The sequence below is a fragment of the Arcobacter siniprincipis (SeqCode) genome, from assembly GCF_048571125.1.
GTDB classification, from domain to species: domain Bacteria; phylum Campylobacterota; class Campylobacteria; order Campylobacterales; family Arcobacteraceae; genus Arcobacter; species Arcobacter siniprincipis.
In genome coordinates, this window is record NZ_CP182343.1 from 1,629,859 (window position 1) to 1,649,801 (window position 19,943).

At 26.5% G+C, this 19,943-nt stretch carries 19 protein-coding genes; 14 read left to right on the forward strand and 5 right to left on the reverse strand.

Features of this window, described 5'->3' with window-relative positions; genetic code table 11:
• The first annotated feature begins 15 nt into the window (after positions 1–15).
• A complete protein-coding gene (locus ACNI3D_RS08195) occupies positions 16–669 on the forward strand; it encodes a hypothetical protein (RefSeq protein WP_375723647.1) in 654 nt (217 codons plus the stop codon).
• Positions 670–723: 54 nt separating this feature from the next.
• On the forward strand, positions 724–2,157 hold the full coding sequence (locus ACNI3D_RS08200) for a mechanosensitive ion channel domain-containing protein (protein ID WP_375723648.1): 1,434 nt from the start codon (positions 724–726) through the stop codon (positions 2,155–2,157).
• Here the strand turns inward: ACNI3D_RS08200 and ACNI3D_RS08205 are convergent.
• Genes ACNI3D_RS08205 through ACNI3D_RS08215 form a run of 3 tightly spaced genes read right to left on the reverse strand, consistent with a single transcriptional unit; the run spans position 2,150 to position 4,051 of the window.
• A complete protein-coding gene (locus ACNI3D_RS08205) occupies positions 2,150–3,391 on the reverse strand; it encodes a hypothetical protein (RefSeq protein ID WP_419768942.1) in 1,242 nt (413 codons plus the stop codon). The two genes, ACNI3D_RS08200 and ACNI3D_RS08205, sit on opposite strands and share 8 nt — an antisense overlap.
• Positions 3,388–3,621, reverse strand: a complete 234-nt coding sequence (locus tag ACNI3D_RS08210; RefSeq protein WP_375723650.1) for a sulfurtransferase TusA family protein — start codon at positions 3,619–3,621, stop codon at positions 3,388–3,390. The genes ACNI3D_RS08205 and ACNI3D_RS08210 overlap by 4 nt, the downstream gene beginning before the upstream one ends.
• Positions 3,608–4,051: a hemerythrin domain-containing protein gene (locus tag ACNI3D_RS08215; protein ID WP_419768943.1), complete on the reverse strand. Its 444-nt coding sequence runs from the start codon at positions 4,049–4,051 to the stop codon at positions 3,608–3,610. The genes ACNI3D_RS08210 and ACNI3D_RS08215 overlap by 14 nt, the downstream gene beginning before the upstream one ends.
• An 88-nt stretch (positions 4,052–4,139) precedes the next feature.
• On the opposite strand from ACNI3D_RS08215, the gene ACNI3D_RS08220 reads away from it, so the two are divergent.
• Positions 4,140–4,778, forward strand: coding sequence for a Crp/Fnr family transcriptional regulator (locus ACNI3D_RS08220; RefSeq protein WP_419768944.1), 639 nt, complete (start codon positions 4,140–4,142; stop codon positions 4,776–4,778).
• Here the strand turns inward: ACNI3D_RS08220 and ACNI3D_RS08225 are convergent.
• Positions 4,764–4,991 (reverse strand): hypothetical protein, encoded by a 228-nt coding sequence (locus ACNI3D_RS08225; protein WP_419768945.1) that lies wholly within the window; start codon positions 4,989–4,991, stop codon positions 4,764–4,766. The two genes, ACNI3D_RS08220 and ACNI3D_RS08225, sit on opposite strands and share 15 nt — an antisense overlap.
• Before the next feature lie 198 nt (positions 4,992–5,189).
• Between ACNI3D_RS08225 and ACNI3D_RS08230 the strand changes: the two genes are divergently transcribed.
• The 11 genes from ACNI3D_RS08230 to ACNI3D_RS08280 all read left to right on the forward strand — a co-directional run bounded on the left by ACNI3D_RS08230 (position 5,190) and on the right by ACNI3D_RS08280 (position 17,284).
• On the forward strand, positions 5,190–5,558 hold the full coding sequence (locus tag ACNI3D_RS08230; RefSeq protein WP_129099118.1) for a helix-turn-helix domain-containing protein: 369 nt from the start codon (positions 5,190–5,192) through the stop codon (positions 5,556–5,558).
• Positions 5,559–5,639: 81 nt separating this feature from the next.
• Positions 5,640–6,674 carry a 3-dehydroquinate synthase gene (gene aroB / locus ACNI3D_RS08235; protein WP_419768946.1) on the forward strand — a complete coding sequence of 345 codons (1,035 nt, stop codon included), beginning with the start codon at positions 5,640–5,642 and terminating at the stop codon, positions 6,672–6,674.
• Positions 6,675–8,330: a mechanosensitive ion channel family protein gene (locus ACNI3D_RS08240; protein WP_419768947.1), complete on the forward strand. Its 1,656-nt coding sequence runs from the start codon at positions 6,675–6,677 to the stop codon at positions 8,328–8,330.
• A 3-nt stretch (positions 8,331–8,333) separates the two neighbouring features.
• The gene (gene mtaB / locus ACNI3D_RS08245) at positions 8,334–9,599 is read left to right on the forward strand and encodes a tRNA (N(6)-L-threonylcarbamoyladenosine(37)-C(2))-methylthiotransferase MtaB (RefSeq protein WP_129099121.1); all 1,266 of its coding nucleotides are present in this window, start codon (positions 8,334–8,336) and stop codon (positions 9,597–9,599) included.
• Positions 9,583–11,064, forward strand: coding sequence for an AAA family ATPase (locus tag ACNI3D_RS08250; protein WP_129099122.1), 1,482 nt, complete (start codon positions 9,583–9,585; stop codon positions 11,062–11,064). The genes mtaB and ACNI3D_RS08250 overlap by 17 nt, the downstream gene beginning before the upstream one ends.
• Positions 11,054–11,575 carry a pimelyl-ACP methyl ester esterase BioV gene (gene bioV, locus ACNI3D_RS08255; protein ID WP_419768948.1) on the forward strand — a complete coding sequence of 174 codons (522 nt, stop codon included), beginning with the start codon at positions 11,054–11,056 and terminating at the stop codon, positions 11,573–11,575. Before ACNI3D_RS08250 ends, bioV begins: the two co-directional genes overlap by 11 nt.
• Complete coding sequence (mog, locus tag ACNI3D_RS08260; protein WP_258238573.1) at positions 11,575–12,105, forward strand: molybdopterin adenylyltransferase; 531 nt, start codon at positions 11,575–11,577, stop codon at positions 12,103–12,105. The genes bioV and mog overlap by 1 nt, the downstream gene beginning before the upstream one ends.
• 19 nt (positions 12,106–12,124) lie before the next feature.
• Positions 12,125–13,459, forward strand: a complete 1,335-nt coding sequence (locus ACNI3D_RS08265; protein ID WP_129099125.1) for an SLC13 family permease — start codon at positions 12,125–12,127, stop codon at positions 13,457–13,459.
• A 55-nt stretch (positions 13,460–13,514) separates the two neighbouring features.
• On the forward strand, positions 13,515–14,246 hold the full coding sequence (locus tag ACNI3D_RS08270) for a DsbC family protein (protein ID WP_419768949.1): 732 nt from the start codon (positions 13,515–13,517) through the stop codon (positions 14,244–14,246).
• A 3-nt stretch (positions 14,247–14,249) separates the two neighbouring features.
• A complete protein-coding gene (locus tag ACNI3D_RS08275; RefSeq protein ID WP_129099127.1) occupies positions 14,250–16,451 on the forward strand; it encodes an endonuclease MutS2 in 2,202 nt (733 codons plus the stop codon).
• A gap of 14 nt (positions 16,452–16,465) precedes the next feature.
• The gene (locus ACNI3D_RS08280) at positions 16,466–17,284 is read left to right on the forward strand and encodes a mechanosensitive ion channel family protein (protein ID WP_419768950.1); all 819 of its coding nucleotides are present in this window, start codon (positions 16,466–16,468) and stop codon (positions 17,282–17,284) included.
• Positions 17,285–17,292: 8 nt separating this feature from the next.
• Here the strand turns inward: ACNI3D_RS08280 and ACNI3D_RS08285 are convergent, their stop codons facing one another.
• Positions 17,293–19,896, reverse strand: a complete 2,604-nt coding sequence (locus ACNI3D_RS08285) for a DUF748 domain-containing protein (protein WP_419768951.1) — start codon at positions 19,894–19,896, stop codon at positions 17,293–17,295.
• Between the last annotated feature and the right edge of the window lie 47 nt (positions 19,897–19,943).

Sequence of the window (19,943 nt, forward strand, 5' to 3'; positions counted from 1 at the left end):
TTCAAAGGCGAACACATGGCATTCAGAAACTATGCCCCTATATTTAAAGAGATAAGAAGTAGTAGCTTCTTAAAAATACAATCTCTAACACTGTTTTTAACCACTTACATTGATTGGACATTGATTCCATTTGTCACAAAACTAGAAGGAACTTATCTGCCTGTATTTATGATAAGTTTTTATATGCTTGTTGGTGCATTGGATGGATTTATTCAACCTTTATTTAAAAATATAAAGATTTATAAGATTTATATGTTTGCTATAATTTTAGATGTTATTCAAATATTTTCTTATCTAGTATTTTCTTCTTCGATTTTGACCTTTACATATGTTATTTTGACTATATTTACTATTCAAGGTATTACTTTTGAAGTATCAAGAATACATACCGTAGATTTTATGCAAGAAGAGAAGGTACATTTAAAAGATTATTTGATGATAAGATCTTTTATGATTTCAGGTGCTATTGTTGCAGGAAGTGCTAGTGCAATGTTATTTGATTACTTTTCAAGTGATTTAAAAATATTATTGGTGTATTTGAGTATTTTAGGAGTATTAGGAATTTTATTACAAATAAAACTATACAATAAATTTAAAAAAAGAATTTATGGCTCTGTGATTAAAATAAAAAAAGATAAAAAAGAGTTATTTGAGAAGTTTAGACTATAAAGTAAAAAGAGGATTATGTTAATATACATTTATAAAAAATAATATGGGGATGTTGTGAAAAAATTATTAAGTATTATATTTGTATTTTGTATATTATCAAAGGGAATTTTTGCAGAAGAGTTGAATATTATAGATAAAGATAATAATAGTTGGCTTCAAGTTTATAATAATCTACAAAAATCACAAGCTCTTGAAGAAAGTATCAGACAATTAGAAAAAGATATAAGAAAAGCTAATCCACAAAAAAAAGCAGAATTAAAACAATTATTGAGTCTTCAAGAAAGCAAAAAAGCAATACTTGATGAATTACCTAAAAGTTTTAACAGTATGTTAGACAAAGTAACAATTAATACAAATGTAAAGGATATAAATCTAATAGAATATCTTTTTGCAAGTAAAAAGATAAAATTTGCTGCTCAAACTCAAAAGTTAAATTTTTTAAAAAACCAGTATGATGAAGCGGTTGAATATTTAGAAAATGAACTTAAACTTACTATTTCACAAGATAATAAAAACCTTCAAAAAGAAGAGCAATTACAAAAAGAAATAGCATATTTTGAAAATGCTAAGGGATTATTAGAGGGTAAAGAAGAAGTTTTAAATCGTACAAAAGATTTATATTTTAATGCTTTAAAAGAGTATGGAGAAACCCAATTTGTAACTCATCTTTTAAATTTATCAATTATAATTTTACTTTTTATAGTCTTTTATATTATAAAATATTTTATTATCAAAAAAATTGATAATGAAGAAAAACTATTTAAAGTGAAAAAAGTCTTAAATATCACTTTTTTTATAATAATATTTTTAGTGGCAATTGCCTTTAATATTAATAATATAATTTATGCTGCAACTCTTATTGGTGTTATTGCAGCTGCAATGACTATCGCTATGAAAGAGTATTTACAAAGTATTGCTTCTTGGCTTCAATTGATACTTGGTAACCAGATTCAAATAGGTGATAGAATTTTAGTTAATATTGATGGAAATCCTGTTATTGGTGAAGTCATTGAAATATCACTGTTTAAAGTAAGTTTATATGAAAGTATAAATAATACTACTTCTTCAAAAATAAAAATTGCTGGACGAATAATATTTATAGCAAATAATGTTTTTGTAAACAATTATGTATATAACTATACCCATGACAAGATGAAAAATATCTATGACATGATAGAGTTAAGTATTCCTTTTGGAGAAGATACTCACAAAGTAGAAACAATAGCTTTTGAGGTTGCTTATGAAATGACTGAAAGATATATGGAAGTAGCAAATAAACAGTTTCAAAGTATGAAGAAACGATATGATATGCGTTCAAGAGAATTTAGACCAAGAATACATCTTATTCCTGATTCAAAAGAGCCTTTTTTTACTCTTCGTATTTGGTATGTAGCCCCTTATCATCAAATCATGGAATTGAAATCTCAACTAAGTCAAAAAGTTGTAAAGAGATTACTTGACGAAGGAATCTCTTTTTACTCTAAATAGTTTTGTTTAGTTTTTGGTAATACTTAAATGCATTTATGATATTATAGCTTAATATCATAGATGAAATTAGAAATAAAAGAATCGCTACATAAATAAAAGGTTTAAATAAAAGAGCCAATAAAAATACAAAATAACTAACAATAAAAATATTGTATTGAAGTTTCATATATTTACTTTTTATAACTTGCGACATTTCTGCATCAAAAATCATTTTTGAGCTAAGATGAAACCATGTGAGAAATGGAACTATTTTGTATAACATGCCATTTATTATTGAATATACAAAACCAAGACCAAAAACAACAGCAAGTAGAAAATCAAAATCAATCTTTATCCAAATACTTATCATCCAAATAACACAAGCAAAAGATAAGTTTATCATAGCAAAGAACCAAAGATTTATAGTGGTATCTATTCTTGGTCTTTTTCTATTTTTTAGTAAATATATTGTGGTAAGTGAAAAGATTAATGTAAATACAGCTAATAGAGTTTTAAATATTGGCACAAACTTTGAATCAGTAATTATAAATAGTGATAAAAAAATTAGAATTAATGAAATTATCCAATAAAAATGGTTTTTTATAAAAAGTGGATACTCTTTTGTCACATAAAACATAGGAACCACTTTGTATGAAACTCCACTTATTAGCATGATTAACCAACCAAAAAAGATAGAAGTAATATGTACATCTGCAAAGTTTTTAGAAGTAAAACCACTACCATGATTTATTAAGGTAATTACTCCCAAAATTACTCCCAAAAATAAAAAGCTAAGTGCTGTTATAAATGTCTTAACTGTAGGATTTTTGTCTTGGGTTTTTAAAATAGTAAAAAAAGTACTTAGTGCAAAAAATATAAGTGCAATTAACAAACACAAAGATGCAATATGCATAAAGATTTTAATTGAAAATAAAAAGCTTATTATAAAACATATTGTTCCTATATTAAAAAAAAGAAGTACAAATATCGCTTGAAAATTTACTTTTTTATATGCAACACCAATAATCACAGGAATCATTTGAAATAATGAACCAATCATAACATGGGTAAAAAAGCCTAAAGTTAATATATGAGTTATTGCAATAGCTTCATAATAATATCTATTTTCAATACCACTTGCATAAATAAACATACAAAGGCAAAATCCCACCAAATAAAAACTAGCAATAATATAATATATCATCGGTATTTTATAAGGTGGAGCTTGATCTAGTGATAAACCTTGCATTTTCATTTGTTGCCTTTATAAATTTTCATCTCAAAATAGTTCTCATCATCTTTTATAACTTCATAATTTAAACTATTTTTTTCTAGTGCTTCAAAAAGCTTACAAGGACTCATTCTATGTATGAAAATAAGTGTTTCATCATTTTTAATTTCATGTATAGCCTCTAAAGCTTTCAAAAGAGGGTAAGGGGCTTCAAGCTCACTTACATCTAGAATAGTAGTTTTATTTGAATTCATAAGATTGTAGTTTTTCTACAATAGCATCATTATCATTGTTGAAAAGGTTTTGCATCATTGTATATAACATTTGCTCTTCTTTTGAATTGTGTTGTTGAATAAGTATCATCAAGGATTCACTAAGACCAAAAAATCTATCACTATCTTTTTCATTAATAGCTTCTTCTAGTTTGGGAAAGATTGTTCTTGCTTGATCATGCTCCATTTTCATAACCTTAGTTGGACCACAACCACCATTTGCAGATCTTTCATCAAACATAGGAAACAAATAATTCTCTTCTATATCAAAATGTTTTAAGGTCTCATGTTTAAACTCATCATTTAACTTTGATACTTTGTCCCAATTTCCATCTTCTACTTCATTTTCAAGTTGTGCTAATAATTCATCGCACTCTTTATGGTTATGTGTCATATACTCTTTAATTGTCATTTTATTTTCTCCGATTAATTTTAAATTTTGTAATCTTTGCATAAAATCAAAGAAATTAAATTGATACCAATCAATACAAAGACAAATAATGAATATACATGAGTATTATTTCTTTGATTCTTTAGATGAAAAAGAAAAAAAAGAGCTAGAAAAAATAAGTAGAAAAAAGAGTTATAAAAAAGATGAAATACTTTTTTATAAAGGTGATGAGGCAAAATATTTATATCTTTTAGTAAGTGGAATAGTAAAAGTGTACAAACATGATTACAAAGATAATGAAGTAATAATTCACAATTTAAGAGCACCTACTTTTATAGCAGAAATTGCAAATTATGAAGAGATACCTTATCCTGCAAATTATTCTTTTGAAGTGGATTCAGAAGTTTATGTAATTGAATATAATAAATTTAAAGAAAACTTTTTATACAAGCCAGAAATCTCAATGATGCTGATTAAATCACTCACTAAAAAAATAAAAGCTTTAGAAAACTTTATTAACTATAACATAACAGCAGATAGCAATATAAAGATTACACAATTTTTATATGAAAATGAAGATATCCTTTCAAGCTTAAGACAAGTAAAAATTGCTTCAATTTTAAATATAACTCCAGAGACATTATCAAGAAAAATATCAAAACTAAAAAAAGATAAAATCATTGAAAATAATAAGGGGCATATTAAAATATTAGATCACAAAAAGTTAAAAGAGTTATTCCAATTTTAGAACTTGATTAGAAGGATATTTTTGTATAGCTAAGTAGAAGATATTTATATTATTTGTTATATTAGATATTTGGGCACTATATTCTTTTATTTTTTCATTCATCTCTTCATGGGTTAAACTCTCTTTAAAAACTTCTTTTATTTCATTATTCTCAATAGTCTCTTTATACAAATCAAATTTTTTAGTATCCGAATTAAATTTTATTTTTAGCATTTCATTTCCTAACGTATACATTTAAAATAATAATTATTTTGTAAATTTTTATTTGATTAATAAACGATTTTTCGGTATTCTTATAAATTATAATATAAATAAAAATACAGATATAACATTATAATGTTGATAATATCACAATATAATGTTTAATGTCAAGTAAAAAATACATTAATTTGTTGCATAGGAAACATAATATTGATTTATAAGAGAATTAAACATGTTAGAGAAGCTTTGAATTTCTCTTCACAAAAAGATTTTTCAGAAGCCTTGAGTATGCCAAGTAGAACTTATCAAAGTTACGAGCAAGCGAAAGTAAAAGATATACCTCATACCTTTCTTGAAAAGTTAAATTTAAGATATAACATTTCAATTGAATGGTTAATAACAGGAGAGGGCGAAATGTTTCTTAAAAAAAATAGGAATAATGAAGAAAAAGATTATATAGAGTTAATAAAACAATATTTAGAACTTTTGCCATACAAACAACAAGAATATTATTATCATAAAATAAAATCAGATGTTTTAGAAATTGAAATAAAAGAAAATACTAATATAAATACATAAAAACCTTGTAATAAAAACATTATCTTTTCTTAAATCTTTTTAGATATAATCTATCCACTTTATAAAGCTGGAAATTAATAAATGATTGTAAATATAAAACTACCAAATAATATTTCATATAACATAACAATTGATGAATTAAAAGAGTTAACTTTTGATAGAAAAGTTGTAGTTGTAACAAACCCAACTGTTAGTGGATACCATTTAGAATATTTAAAAAATAAAATAAAATGTGATAACTTAAGCATAGTAACTATACCCGATGGTGAAGAGTATAAAAACATGGAAACCATTGATATGATTTTAAATCATTGTTTTGAAAATAGACTAAATCGAAAATCCTTGCTAATTGCATTTGGTGGGGGTGTAATTGGGGATATGACTGGATTTTGTGCAGCAATTTATCAAAGAGGTATTGATTTTATACAAGTACCCACAACGCTATTATCACAAGTTGATGCAAGTGTTGGAGGTAAAACTGGTGTAAATAATAAGTTTGGAAAAAATTTAATTGGAGCTTTTCACCAACCAAAAGCTGTCTATATTGATCCATACTTTTTGACTACTTTACCCCCAAGAGAATTCTCAGCTGGAATTGCAGAAATCGTAAAAATGGCGGTAACTTTCAATAAAGAATTTTTTGAATGGATTGAACAAAATGATTTAACAAATGTTGAAAATATAAAAGTAGCCATCAAAAAATCTGTTGAAACAAAAGCTTTGGTTGTATCTCAAGATGAAAAAGAAAATGGAATAAGGGCTGCTTTAAATTATGGACATACCTTTGGACATGTAGTAGAAAATGAAACAAAATATTCAAAATATTTACATGGTGAAGCTGTAGGTATTGGTATGATTATGGCAAATGAAGTTGCTAAAAGAATTGGACTTATGAGTCAAGAAAATACTCTAAGAATAAAAAATGTTTTAGAAAAATATGATATTCCAACAACTTATAAAATTTCTGATGTGGAAGATTTTTATGAGCATTTTTTCTTAGACAAAAAAAGTCTTGATGATAAAATAAAGTTTATTTTGCCCGTTGGTATTGGTGATTGTAAAATTACCGATGAAGTATCTAAAACTGATGTTATTGAAGTTTTAAAAGGATTTTAATTGAGAAGAATATTTTTTCTGATTTTTACTATTGTATTTACACTAAACTTAAGTGCTGCAAAAATCGAAAATGCAAAAGAATCTACTGTTATAAATGAAAATATAAAAACAAATGAAGAGTCTAAACTAGTTGTGTTAGAACCAACTCCTGAAGTTAAAGCTAAAATTGATAGCTATCTTTTGGGAATTAAAAAAATAAATGATTTATTAGAAGATGATATTTTATTAAAAAGATACTCTAATTATATTGCATATAGAAGTATTTCTAAAGAGTTGCATTCTTTAAAAGAAGAATTAACTGATGTAAATAAAAAAAATAGAGATTTATTATATAAAGTAGAAAATAAAATTAGAATCAAAAAAAATGAGTTAGAACTTATCTCTGAATACAAAGATTCACCTATTGGAAAGTTGATTGATCCTCCTGAAATAGAAAAGTATGAAGCTATAACAAATCCTTTTGGTATTATAAATGCTCTTTCTTATAAAAAGAAGATGAAAGATCATAAAAAAGAGTTTAATAAAATCATAGATGATGTTTCAAGATTAATTACTCTATTAGATGAAAAGATGCTTTTATATCTTGATTTATATAATTTAGACCCAAAAGATGAGTATGAAAAGAAAATCAACTTTTTAGACAATGAGAAAAAAGATTTTAATTTAGTATTAGAAATTTTATCTACTACAAGTGAAGTATATACTAGAAAAATAGAACAAGTTGTTTTAGAAACTGATAATCAAATAGCAGAACAAATCTCAAAATCATTTATTATATTTTCAATAATTGCTGTTGTTTTTATCTTCTCTTTTTTAGTAAAACTTGCCCTTAAAAAGTATTTTTCTCAAAATGAAAATTTTTATATGGCAAATAAAGTTATAAATTTTGTTTTAGTTCTTTTGATTGTGTTAATTGTACTTTTTTCATATATTGATAATGTCTCTTATGTAATTACTATCTTAGGGTTTGCATCTGCTGGTATTGCTATTGCTTTAAAAGATTGGTTTATGTCTATTTTTGGATGGATGGTAATTGTAACTTCTGGTTCTATTCAAGTGGGAGATAGAATAAAAGTTACAAGAGGTGGTGTTGAAGCAGTTGGTGATGTACTTGATATCTCTTTATTTAAAATTACTATTAGAGAAGATATCACTTTAACTTCGTACAGTGTAAATAGAAGAACAGGAAGAATATTTTTTATACCAAACAATTATGTATTTTCAGAAATGATTGCTAACTATACCCATTCAGGACTACGAACTGTTTGGGATGGTATTGATATTACTATTACTTTTGATTCAAATTATAAAAAAGCACAACATATAGCAAAAGAGATATTAAAACATTATTCAAAAGGCTATACAGATATTACAAGAAAACAGTTATCTAAAATGAGAAGTAAATACAACCTAAGAGCTACAGGAGTAGAACCCAGAGTTTATACTTTTGTTGAGCCTTATGGGATTGTTATTTCTTCTTGGTATCTTACAAACTCTTACGCAGCATTAGTTTTAAGAAGCACAATGTCTCCAGAAATTTTGCAGGCATTTATGGCAGAGGATGATATTACAATAGCTTATCCTACACAACAAATTAATTTAGGGGAGAATCAAGCGCAAAGAGTTCCCCCTGCAGATTTACCAGAGGCTCCATAGAATATGAATTTTACAAATACGAAACCAAAAGTATATTTTAAAACTTTTGGTTGCAGAACAAATGTTTTTGATACTCAAGTTATGATGAGTAATCTAAAAGATTTTGAAATTACACAAGATGAAAAGAGTGCAAATGTAGTTGTAATAAACTCATGTACTGTTACAAATAGTGCTGATAGTACAGCAAGAGGTTATATAAACTCACTAAATAAACTTCCAAACAAACCAAGGGTTGTATTTACAGGTTGTGGAGTTTGGACAAAAGGTGAAAACTTATTTAAGGAAGAAAAAGTTGATTCTTTATTTGGGCATAGTGAAAAAGAAAATATAAATGAACTGCTTAAAAATGAAGAACGATTTTTTAATGCTGGTGATTTAGAACATATAGATGAAACTATTGTTGAAGAGTTTGTAGGTAAAAGTAGAGCCTTTATCAAAATCCAAGAAGGATGTGATTTTAGATGTTCATATTGTATTATTCCTTATGTAAGAGGAGATGCTAGAAGTTATAGTGAAGATAAAATTTTAGAGCAAATTACAACACTAGCTAGTAATGGTTTTGGAGAGTTTATTTTAACTGGTACAAATGTTGGTTCTTATGGGAAGAAAAAGCATACTTCTTTAGCAAAACTTCTTAAAAAAATATCATTAATCAAAGGTGTTAGAAGAATAAGAATGGGAAGTATAGAACCTATTCAAATAGATGATGAGTTTAAAGAGATAATTGATGAACCTTTTATGGCAAGACATCTACACATAGCACTTCAACATACTTCTAAAAAGATGCTTGAGATTATGAATAGAAGAAACAAAGTATTAAAAGACCTTGAACTTTTTGAATTATTAAAAGATAAAGGTTATGCCCTTGGAACAGATTTTATAGTAGGTCATCCAGGTGAAACAGATGAGTTATGGAAAGAAGCAATTGAAAACTTGCATAGATTCCCACTTACTCATGTTCATGCTTTTACTTACTCAAAAAGAGATGGCACTCCAAGTGCTACTATGAGTGAGCAAGTAAAAGGTGATATTGCAAAAGCTAGATATAATGAACTTGTTTCAATTATTGATCAAAAAAATTATGATTTTAGAAAAAATAATAAAACTACTTTAGAAGTTCTAATTGAACAAGAAAAAAATGGAAAATATATAGGGTTAGATCAACATTTTAACCAAATAGAAATCCAAAGTGATGCTGATTTAGTTGGTGATTGGGTTTATATTGAGAATTATGAAGCAAAGGATAAAATCAATGTTGCAAAATTCTAATGATATGAAAAACAATAGAGATAAAAATTTAAAGTTGATGCTTTTATCAGGTATAGCATTAGTTGTACTATTTTTTTATACTATATATAAAAGTTCTTCTTATATACAAACTAGTACTTATAGCTTCGGATTAGTTTTTATTGTAATTCTTTTAATTTTTGCAGTAGTTGCAAGATTAAAAAAAGATAAAATTCAAGAATTTATCAATAAAAATAAAGTAAAAAACTCAATCTTTGCACAAGAACTTGAAAAAAGAAAAGCTGTGAATGAAGAAGTTCCAAATGAAGAAAATTCTCATATTGAAGTTGTAAAACCAAATACTACTTTTAAAGATGTAGCAGGTATAGCACAAGTAAAAGAAGAACTTGAAGAGATAGTTGAGTTTTTACATAATCCTAAAAAATATTTTAAATATGGAGTCAAATTACCAAAAGGTGTTTTACTTTATGGTCCTCCAGGTGTTGGTAAAACACTTATTGCAAAAGCAGTTGCAGGTGAAGCAAATGTTCCATTCTTTTATCAAAGTGGTGCAAGTTTTGTTCAAATATATGTAGGAATGGGTGCAAAAAGAGTTCGAGAATTATTTGCAAAAGCAAAAGTAAATGCTCCTTCGATTATATTTATTGATGAAATTGATGCAATTGGAAAACAAAGAGGTGGAAAATCAAATGATGAGAGAGAATCAACACTAAATGAACTTCTAACTCAAATGGATGGATTTGAAGGTGATAATGGTGTAATAGTAATAGCAGCAACCAATAAAATAGAAGTGCTTGATGATGCACTTTTAAGAGCTGGTAGATTTGATAGGAGGGTTAAAATAACACTTCCAAATATAAATGATAGAAGAGAAATTTTAAAGTTATATTTAAAATCAATCAAGCACAATATTGATATAGAGACTCTTACTACTAATCTTTCTGGATTTTCTTCTGCTTCTATTTCAACACTTATAAATGAAGCCATGTTATATATGATAAAATCAAATGACAAAGTACTTGAACAAAAACACATAGAAATAGCAAAAAATAAATTAGAATTTGGGAAAAAAGAGAATTTTATTTTATCAGATACTGAAAAAGAGATATTATCTATTTATCAAGCTTCAAAAGCATATATAACCAAACAAAAGGTTTCATTATTTGATGAAAATAGCACAAAAATAAATAGTGTATTCCCTTCAAAAAATGAACTTAAAAATGAACTTAAAAAATATCTAGCTGGAAGTATTGGAATTGAAGTATTAAAAGATGAACAGTATGCTATTTTTGAAGAAGATTTAGAGAAAGCAGATAAATTAGCCAAAGAAATGGTTGATAAATTTGCAATGGCTAAAGATTATAAAGAGTTAATTGATCAAACTAAAGTTGAATTAAAAACTATTTTTGATGAAAACTATGAGCAAATAACTAGGTTGTCAAAAATCATGGTAGAAAATGAAGTAATAGAAAAAAATGAAATCTAATTACTTCAGTGGTTTTTGTTTAGAGAATGAAAAAGAACTCTTTTATGAGTATTTAATAGAAAATGATTTTACATTTTCTGGCTTTTCTTATGGTGCTATAAAAGTATTTGAAGAGGCTTTAAATAGTGATAAAAGAGTTGATTTGATTCAACTTTTTTCACCTGCATTTTTTCAAACACAAGATGAAAAATTTGTAAGAATGCAATTAATGTTTTTTAAAAAAGACTCAAAGAGTTATTGTGAAAATTTTTTAAAAAATATATCTTATCCTTCAAGTATTGATGTATCTAAGTATTTCAAGGAAGGTTCTTTAGAAGAGTTAGAATCTCTTCTTAGTTATAAGTGGGATATAAAGAAAATAAATAAACTTTTAGAAAAAGGTACTAAAATAGAAGTTTATTTAGGTAAAGAAGATAAAATCATAGACTCAAAAAAAGCCTATGAGTTTTTTAAAGATTTTTCAACTGTTTATTTTATGAAAAATCATGGACATATTTTAAAAGGATTATAATGGCAGCAAAAATAGGTATTGTAACTGCAAGTGATAGAGCAAGCAAAGGTGTATATGAAGATTTATCTGGACAGGCTATTATTGATACATTAAATGAGTATTTATCTAGTAAATGGGAACCAGTGTATAAATGCATAGAAGATAGCCAAGAAACAATAGAAAATACGCTAAAAGATTTAATTGACAATGAAAACTGTTGTCTAGTTGTAACAACTGGTGGAACAGGGCCTGCTAAAAGGGATGTGACTCCAGAAGCTACAGAAAATGTATGTGATAGAATGATGCCAGGTTTTGGGGAACTTATGCGTGCAGAATCTTTAAAATTTGTACCAACAGCAATTTTATCAAGACAAACAGCAGGACTTAGAGGTAGTTCATTAATTGTAAATCTTCCTGGAAAACCAAAATCTATAAGAGAGTGTTTAGATGCAGTATTTCCAGCAATTCCATATTGTATTGATTTGATGGAAGGACCTTTTTTAGAATGCAATGAAGAGGTTATAAAACCTTTTAGACCAAAACAAAAATAATTTATTAATAGGAAAAAAATTGAAAAAAATAATTATAACAATTGGGTTATCTGTAATTTTATTTTATCTTTTAACTTTTTACTTTTCAACTCAACATGCAACTTTAATCTCAATAATATTTTTACTTGTAGTATTATGGTCAAATGAAGGATTGGCTTTAGGGGTTGTATCTTTGCTTCCTATTTTACTTTTTCCTACCTTTGACATATTAAGTACTAATGAAACGGTTTCCAATTATTCAAAATCGATAATCTTTCTGTTTTTAGGTGGTTTTATGATTGCAATTGCTACACAAAAGACAGAATTGCATAAATACATTTCTAATAAACTCTTGACTTTATTTCCAAATACTCCAAGAGGAATTATTTTTTCACTTGCTATTACTTCTGCATGTTTGAGTTCACTTATTTCAAATACAACAACAGCACTTTTATTGATTCCCATTGCTATATATTTAAGTGATGATGCAAAAGTTAGACTTAGATTTGTATTAGCTATTGCTTATGGGGCAAGTATTGGAGGAATTGTTACTCCAATAGGAACTCCACCAAATCTTATTCTTTTAGGTTTTATGGAACAACATCACCTTGAAGCAATCCCCTTTGTTAAATGGATAGTATTAACAGCCCCTTTAGCAATGGCAATGTTAATAGTTATACCATATGTTTTATCTTTGGGATTAAAAAACTCAGTTATTGATGCTAGTTTACATAAAGTTAAACCTTTAACTAGTGATCAAAAGAGATTGGTATATATTCTTGGGTCTTTAATAATTTTATTATTTGTGAATTCAAAAATAGAACCTTATTATATGGGATTAGGTTTAAATGAAAAAGGAATACTTCTTGGTTATGGATTATTAATGTTTTTACCAAGAATTGGTTTTTTAACTTGGGATGATACAGTAAAAGTTCCTTATGAAATTATGTTTTTATTTGGGGCAGGTTTTTCTATTGCAATGGCCTTTTCAAAAACAGGTTTAGCTGATGTTATCGCTCATCATTTATTATCTTTAACAGGATTACCTGTAGTTTTACTCATACTTTTAGTGGCTGCATTAGTTACTTTTACTACAGAAATTACCTCAAATACTGCTTTAATATCTGTTGTTCTTCCTATTCTTTATTCACTTGGTGATGTAGGAGGAGTTGATTTATCCTTAATATTATTTGTAGCAACTATTTGTGCTTCTTATGCATTTATGTTACCAATTGCAACCCCACCAAATGCTATAGCTATGAGTAGTGGAGTTGTAAAAGTAAGTGATATGGCAAAATATGGATTAATTTTCAATATTTTAGGTATAGTTTTCATAACAATTATTGCAATGGTTTATTGGCAATATAGTATATAGTTTTACAATTAATTAACAATGATATGTTAATATATATAAAATTTAGGAGAATAAAATGAAAAAGATTTTTAAATTAATGTTTTTATTTACTATGTTAATTTCATTGAATGTATTTGCAACAACAGAATTAAGTAAAAGTGAGGTTAATGAAATAGGTAAGCTTCCAATCTTTTTTGGTTCTGGAATGAAAGTTTTAAAAGCTTATAAAGAAGATAATTTTTACCTTTTAAGAGTAAATATTCAAGAAAATATTCAAGAATTAGTTTTAACTGCTGATAAAAAATATTTAATTGCAGGTAAAATTTATAATGTTACATCTGGTGAACAAGTTTCAATTCCTAATGATGTATCGATTTTAAAAGACAAAGAAGTTTTAACTTATGGTACGGGAAATGATGTTTATTATTTATTTACAGATCCAGAATGTCCATATTGTAAAAAGTTTGAGTCGTATTTTGACCAAATTAAAAATGATGTTCAGTTTAAAATTTTCTTTTTTCCTTTAAGTTTTCACAAAAATGCAATACCTTTATCTAAATATGTTTTATCATTTAAATCAAATGAAGATAGAGTAAATGCCTTATTAAATGTAACTCCTACTACGAAAGAGTTTTTAAGCAAAAAATATACAAAAGTACAAGATGAAGCTTTAACAAATGTTATTGATGCTCAAATGAAATTGGGTGAAAAACTAGGTGTAAGAGGGACTCCAACACTATACGATATCCATGGGAAAGCACTTTCATGGGTAAAAGTTTTAGAAAGATATGGGATAGAAGTTAAATAATATATGCAAGAGATATTTAAAAAACTAGATTTAGAAGAGTATTTATTAAAATTCTCAAAACTATTGGCAAGAGAAAAACCAATTGTTTTAGAAGGTGATATTAATTTACATTATAGACTCATAAATGAGTTGAGTAAATATGATTTAAAAGAGCCAGAAAAAGTTGCAAATCTTGATGAAAAAATTGTTCATATTCAAAAACAAGGTACTTTAAGAGTTGAAGATGTATATGAGTTTATAAAGATAATAAAATACTTTCTTTATCTAAAAAGATTTACTTTTGAGGGTAAACTTGGTGAATGGATTGATAAAGTATTAATACCAAGTGATGTTGAAAAGATAGTTGATTTCTTTGATTCTAAAGGAAACTTAAAAGAGGGAATTGATAAAGACTTAGACATGATAAAAGATGCCCTTTATAGAAATAAAGAGTCTATAAAACAAGCACTTCATAAATCTATAAATAATAGCAAACTAAGACCATATTTAGTTGATTCACAAGTGCATTATGTAAACTCTGAAGAGACTTTACTTGTGCGTGGTGGTTTTAATAATATTATTAAAGCAACTGTCGTACATAGATCTAGTTCTGGATTCTTCTATATCCTCCCACACTCTATTTCTGAACTTAAACAAAAAGAATCAGATCTTAAAAATAAGCAAGAAGAAGTTTTGTTAAAAGTTTGTAAAAGCATATCCTCAACTTTTGAAAAGAATTTATTATTTTTAAAATTTATAAATAAAGAGTTTGATAGAATTGATCACTATTTGGCAAGATTATTTTTTGCAAAAATTGATGATAAGAACTTTATCATTCCTTCAAAAAATGGAAAAAATATTTTAAAAGAGTTTGTTCATCCTGCTCTTCATGGAGGAAAACCTATATCTATTGATTTTTCAAAATCAGTTATTATGATTACTGGGGTAAATGCAGGTGGAAAAACTATGATGCTTAAATCAATTCTTTCAGCTGTTTTACTATCTAAATATTTGATACCTTATAGAGCAAGTCAAGACTCTTCTATAGGATATTTTAAAAATGCCTTGGCAGTTTTAGATGATCCTCAAAGTGTTAAAAATGATATCTCAACTTTTGCAGGAAGAATGGTTGAGTTTTCTAAACTATTTACTCAAAGAGATGTTATTGTTGGAGTTGACGAAATAGAACTTGGTACAGATTCAGATGAAGCAGCTAGTTTGTTTAAAGTAATCATTGAAGAACTAATAGATAAAAACATAAAAATCATCATCACAACTCACCATAAAAGATTGGCTGCTCTTATGGCGGCTAATGAAAAAGTTGAATTAATAGCAGCTATTTATGATGAAGCAAACCAAAGACCGACCTATGACTTCTTACAAGGGACAATAGGGCGTTCATATGCTTTTGAAACTGCACAAAGATATGGAATTCCTATTAATGTAGTTAAAAAAGCAAAAGAAGTTTATGGTGATGACCAAGATAGATTAAATGAATTAATAGAACGAAGTAGTGCTTTAGAGATGGAATACCAACAAAAAATAGCTAAACTTGATATGGAAATTGATACCCATCAAAAATTAAATAAAAATCTTAAAGAAGCAAAACAAGAACTTGATGATCATATAAATATTGAAAAATCAAAACTTCACAAAGAGTATAAAGATGCAAGAGATGAAGCTAAAAAAGCTATAAAAGCTAAAATATACCAAGAGTCTCATCAACACCTAAATATTGCACATAAAAAAGTAAAAGATATAACAGTAGAAAAAGTAGAAGAAGATTATAACTTCAAAGAAAAAGATCGGGTTAAATATAAAAGCTCAAAAGGTGAAATAATATCTATAAGAGGTAAAAAAGCTTTAATTTTAACAGATGCAGGAATGAGATTGCATGTTAATGTAGATGAATTAAGACCGTCAGGAAATGAAGTTAAACCTAAAATTAAAAAAAAGACTACAATAAATGTTGAGAAACCTCAAGGTGGACATGTAAATATTGATTTACATGGTTTAAGAGGGGATGAAGCAGTTGAAAAGCTTGATAAATTTATCTCAGATTGTTTGATCTCTGGGTTTGATGAAGTTTTAGTTTATCATGGTATTGGTACAGGAAAATTATCTAAAATAGTAAAAGATTTTTTAATCAAACATCCAAATGTAAAATCATTTACTGATGCCCATCCAAGTCAAGGTGGATTTGGTGCTAAGGTTGTAAAATTATAGAAAAGGTAATAGGCATGGACAAAGAGCTTGAAAGTCTGCAGAAGTTTTACGATGTAATTATAGAATTTTTTGTTAATTATAGTTTTCAACTAATTGGCGCAATTATCATCTTCCTTTTAGGCTGGTATGTTGCAAATAAAGTTTCTGCTTTTGTTAAGAAGATTTGTGATAAAAATGAACTAGATGTTACTTTAACTAAGTTTGTTGTAAATATCATCAAGTTTTCTATTATCATTGGTGTTGGAATAGTTGCTGTTGGAAAACTAGGGATTACTCTTACTCCTTTTATTGCTGGTATTGGTGCTGCATCTTTAGGTGCTGGTTTAGCTTTACAAGGAACTTTGTCAAATTATGGTGCAGGTCTTTCTATTATCATAGGTCGTCCTTTTATTGTAGGAAATACTATTAGTGTAGATGGTGTTTTTGGAGTAGTTGAAGAGATAAGACTAGCACATACAATTCTTTCAACTGAAGACGGTGAAGAAATTACTATTCCAAATAAACACATTATTGGTGAAATATTAGTCAACTCTTTTGAGTATAGAATAGTTGAATCTGTTGTTGGTATTGATTATAATTCCAAACCTGAAGATGCAATTTCTATAATTGAAAATATTTTAAATGATTTTGATGCAGAAATTATTTCAAAAGAGGCTAAAGCTCAAGTTGGAATAAAAGAGTTTGGTGATTTTTCTATAAATATAGAATTGAGATATTGGGCTCATACTAAGCACTTTTTTGAGACTCAATACAAAGTAAATCTTGCTATTTTTAATGCTTTAAAAGAAAATAATATCAATATCCCTTTTCCTACTTATACTATTAAGAAGTAGTTTTTTTACTACTTCTTTTTAATATCTATTGCTAGAGGAAATTCAACATATTTTGCTTTTTTATTATCTAAAACTTTTATTTTAGGAATTATAAATAACCTATTATCTGTAATTTTGTGTTGTTCTAAAAGATATTTTTTAATTGATGATATTCTACTATTTGCTAAGTTTTCTAATTCTTCTTTTGTAATATCTATTTTTGGCAACATAAGTGCTTTGATTTTAGATATGTAAGATGTTTTATCTAGAATCACTTTATCATTTTGTTTTACCATTGATTTCTCTTTTAATTCTTGAAGGGAAATTTCCCCATTATAAATAGATTCTAAGGCTAATAAATATTTGTCACCATCTTTAATATTTTCACTTTTTTTAGAGATTAACTCTTCTAATCTTATATCTTGTAAAGCCATTTTATCTTTGATGTTATCATATGCAGGCTCAACTTTTAAAGCAAGACTTGGTCTCTTTGCAAAAACTTTAGCAATATTATTTAACGATTCTTTCTCTGAATCAATTAGATTACTTTCTCCATAAACAAATTCAATTTTTTTCATTTCTTCAGGATTTACACCTAAAATAGAAGCTAAAAGTGAAAATGGAGATGCAACTGATTTGATAATAAGATTTCTAAATACTTTCCAAATTATTGGGGCAATAGAAAACTGTGGGTCATCTAAATTCCCACTAATTGGCAAATCAATATCAATAATGCCATCAGAATCTTCTAATAGAGCGATTCCAAGTTCTAAAGGTAGATTCGAACCTTTATTTTTATCAATCAATTTTCCAAGTTCAATTTTATCAATAATGACACTATTTTGAGCTTTTAAATTTGATTCTGTAATATTGTAATGCAAATTTAAATTTAATTTTCCTTGTTTAACGTCTCTTCCTATGAATTTGTCTGAATAAGGTGTAAAGCTTTTCATGGCTATATTCTTAAATATTAGATTTACATCTGTAAGTATTTTAATATCATCTAAATTTACAATTCCTGTAATCTTTGTATATCCATATTCATCAATTTTCCCTATAAGTTTCAGTTGTGTTGGTTTTGAACTTTTTGAGTTAAGTTCAGAAAGATTACCATTTAATTTTGTAATATTAGTTTTAAAAGGTGTTTTTAAAGTTCTGTCTTCGAATAATAATTGGCCATTTTTGATATTTATAGGACCTATATCTAAATAAGTATTTGATTTCTCATTATTTGTATTTATCTCTTCTTTTACAGCTTTTTCCTTACCATTTTCATTTTTCCCTAATACTATTGAAGTATATGAATCTGGAATATCTACACTTGATAGTTTAATTTTGTCCTTATCTTTTAAAAACTTGTGAAGATTTATCTCTATATTTTTAGCTTCAATTTTTGTATTATCTGAATTGTTATTTATTTTTATATTTTTTGTTCCAACAGTTGATTCATCAATTGTAATATTATCATTTACAATTGATAATTTTTTCAATAATACATTTATATTTTTTGCATCTACTGTAGTTTTATTTTTTAAATCATCATATAAAAAATAAGAGTTGTTTATTGTAAAAGAGTTTAAATCAACTAACCATGGTTTATTATTTGTAGTCTCTTCTTTCTCAATATTAGGTTCAGTATTTATTAGATTATCAATGTTTAGTGTATTATTTTTATATGATGATATATTTGCAAAAAGCTTATTTAAAACTATGTTTTTGATACTTAATTTTTGTTTTGTATAGTCAAAATTTAAGTCCTTGAGTTCAAGGCTTTTTAATCCTGCTAGTGTCTCTTTATCTTTCACAATATTTAAATCTTTTAATTCAAGATTTGCTTTATTTATATATAGTTCTATGTCTTTAGAGGTATCAAGATTATATCCTAAGTTTAAATTTAAAGTTGGATTATCAATTGTGAAGTTTAATAAATCTTTTGAATATCCTACATATTCCTTTGCATGAAGATTTTTAAGTTCTATTTTTCCATACATTTTAAAAGGTATAAGTCTTATTCCTCCATCAATGAATAATTTTGTATCTTTATTTATAATTGTATTAAGACTATGAGATGCTAAAGAGTTTTTTAAAGTACCTAAGTCATAAAAGGTATAGTTAAAATTATGTATTTTTGTTGTAGTTTTTTTTGAATTAAATATTTGAGTAAAAAGAAAATCTCCATCTAAAATCTGAATCTTCGTAATTTCAAATAAAGGAATAGAAGATTTTTCATTTGTTGATTTCTCTTCAGTTTTTTCTTCTTGTGGTTTCATAATAGATGCTAAATTAATATTACCATTTTCATCTTGGACAATATTTACATAAGGCTTTATTAGATTTACTTTCTTAAAGCTAATATGATATTCATGAATTGACTTTAAAAAGGAAAAGTCAATTTCAAAGCTTTTAAATCCTACTAATTTCTCATCTTTATTTGATATAGAAAAACCATCAAGTTTTAAATCCAAAGTATATGGGTTGAAACTTACTTTTTCTAACTTGCTTTTATAAATGAGTAAATTATCAAGATTTTTGATTATTTGGTCTTTTGCAATATAAGGTATTAAGAAGAAACCTAATAGAGAATAAATTAAAAATATTGATAGTAAAATTTTGATAAAAAGATTATTTTTCATAGGAAACTCCAACTAATTAGTTAATCTATTATAGCAAAATAAATAAC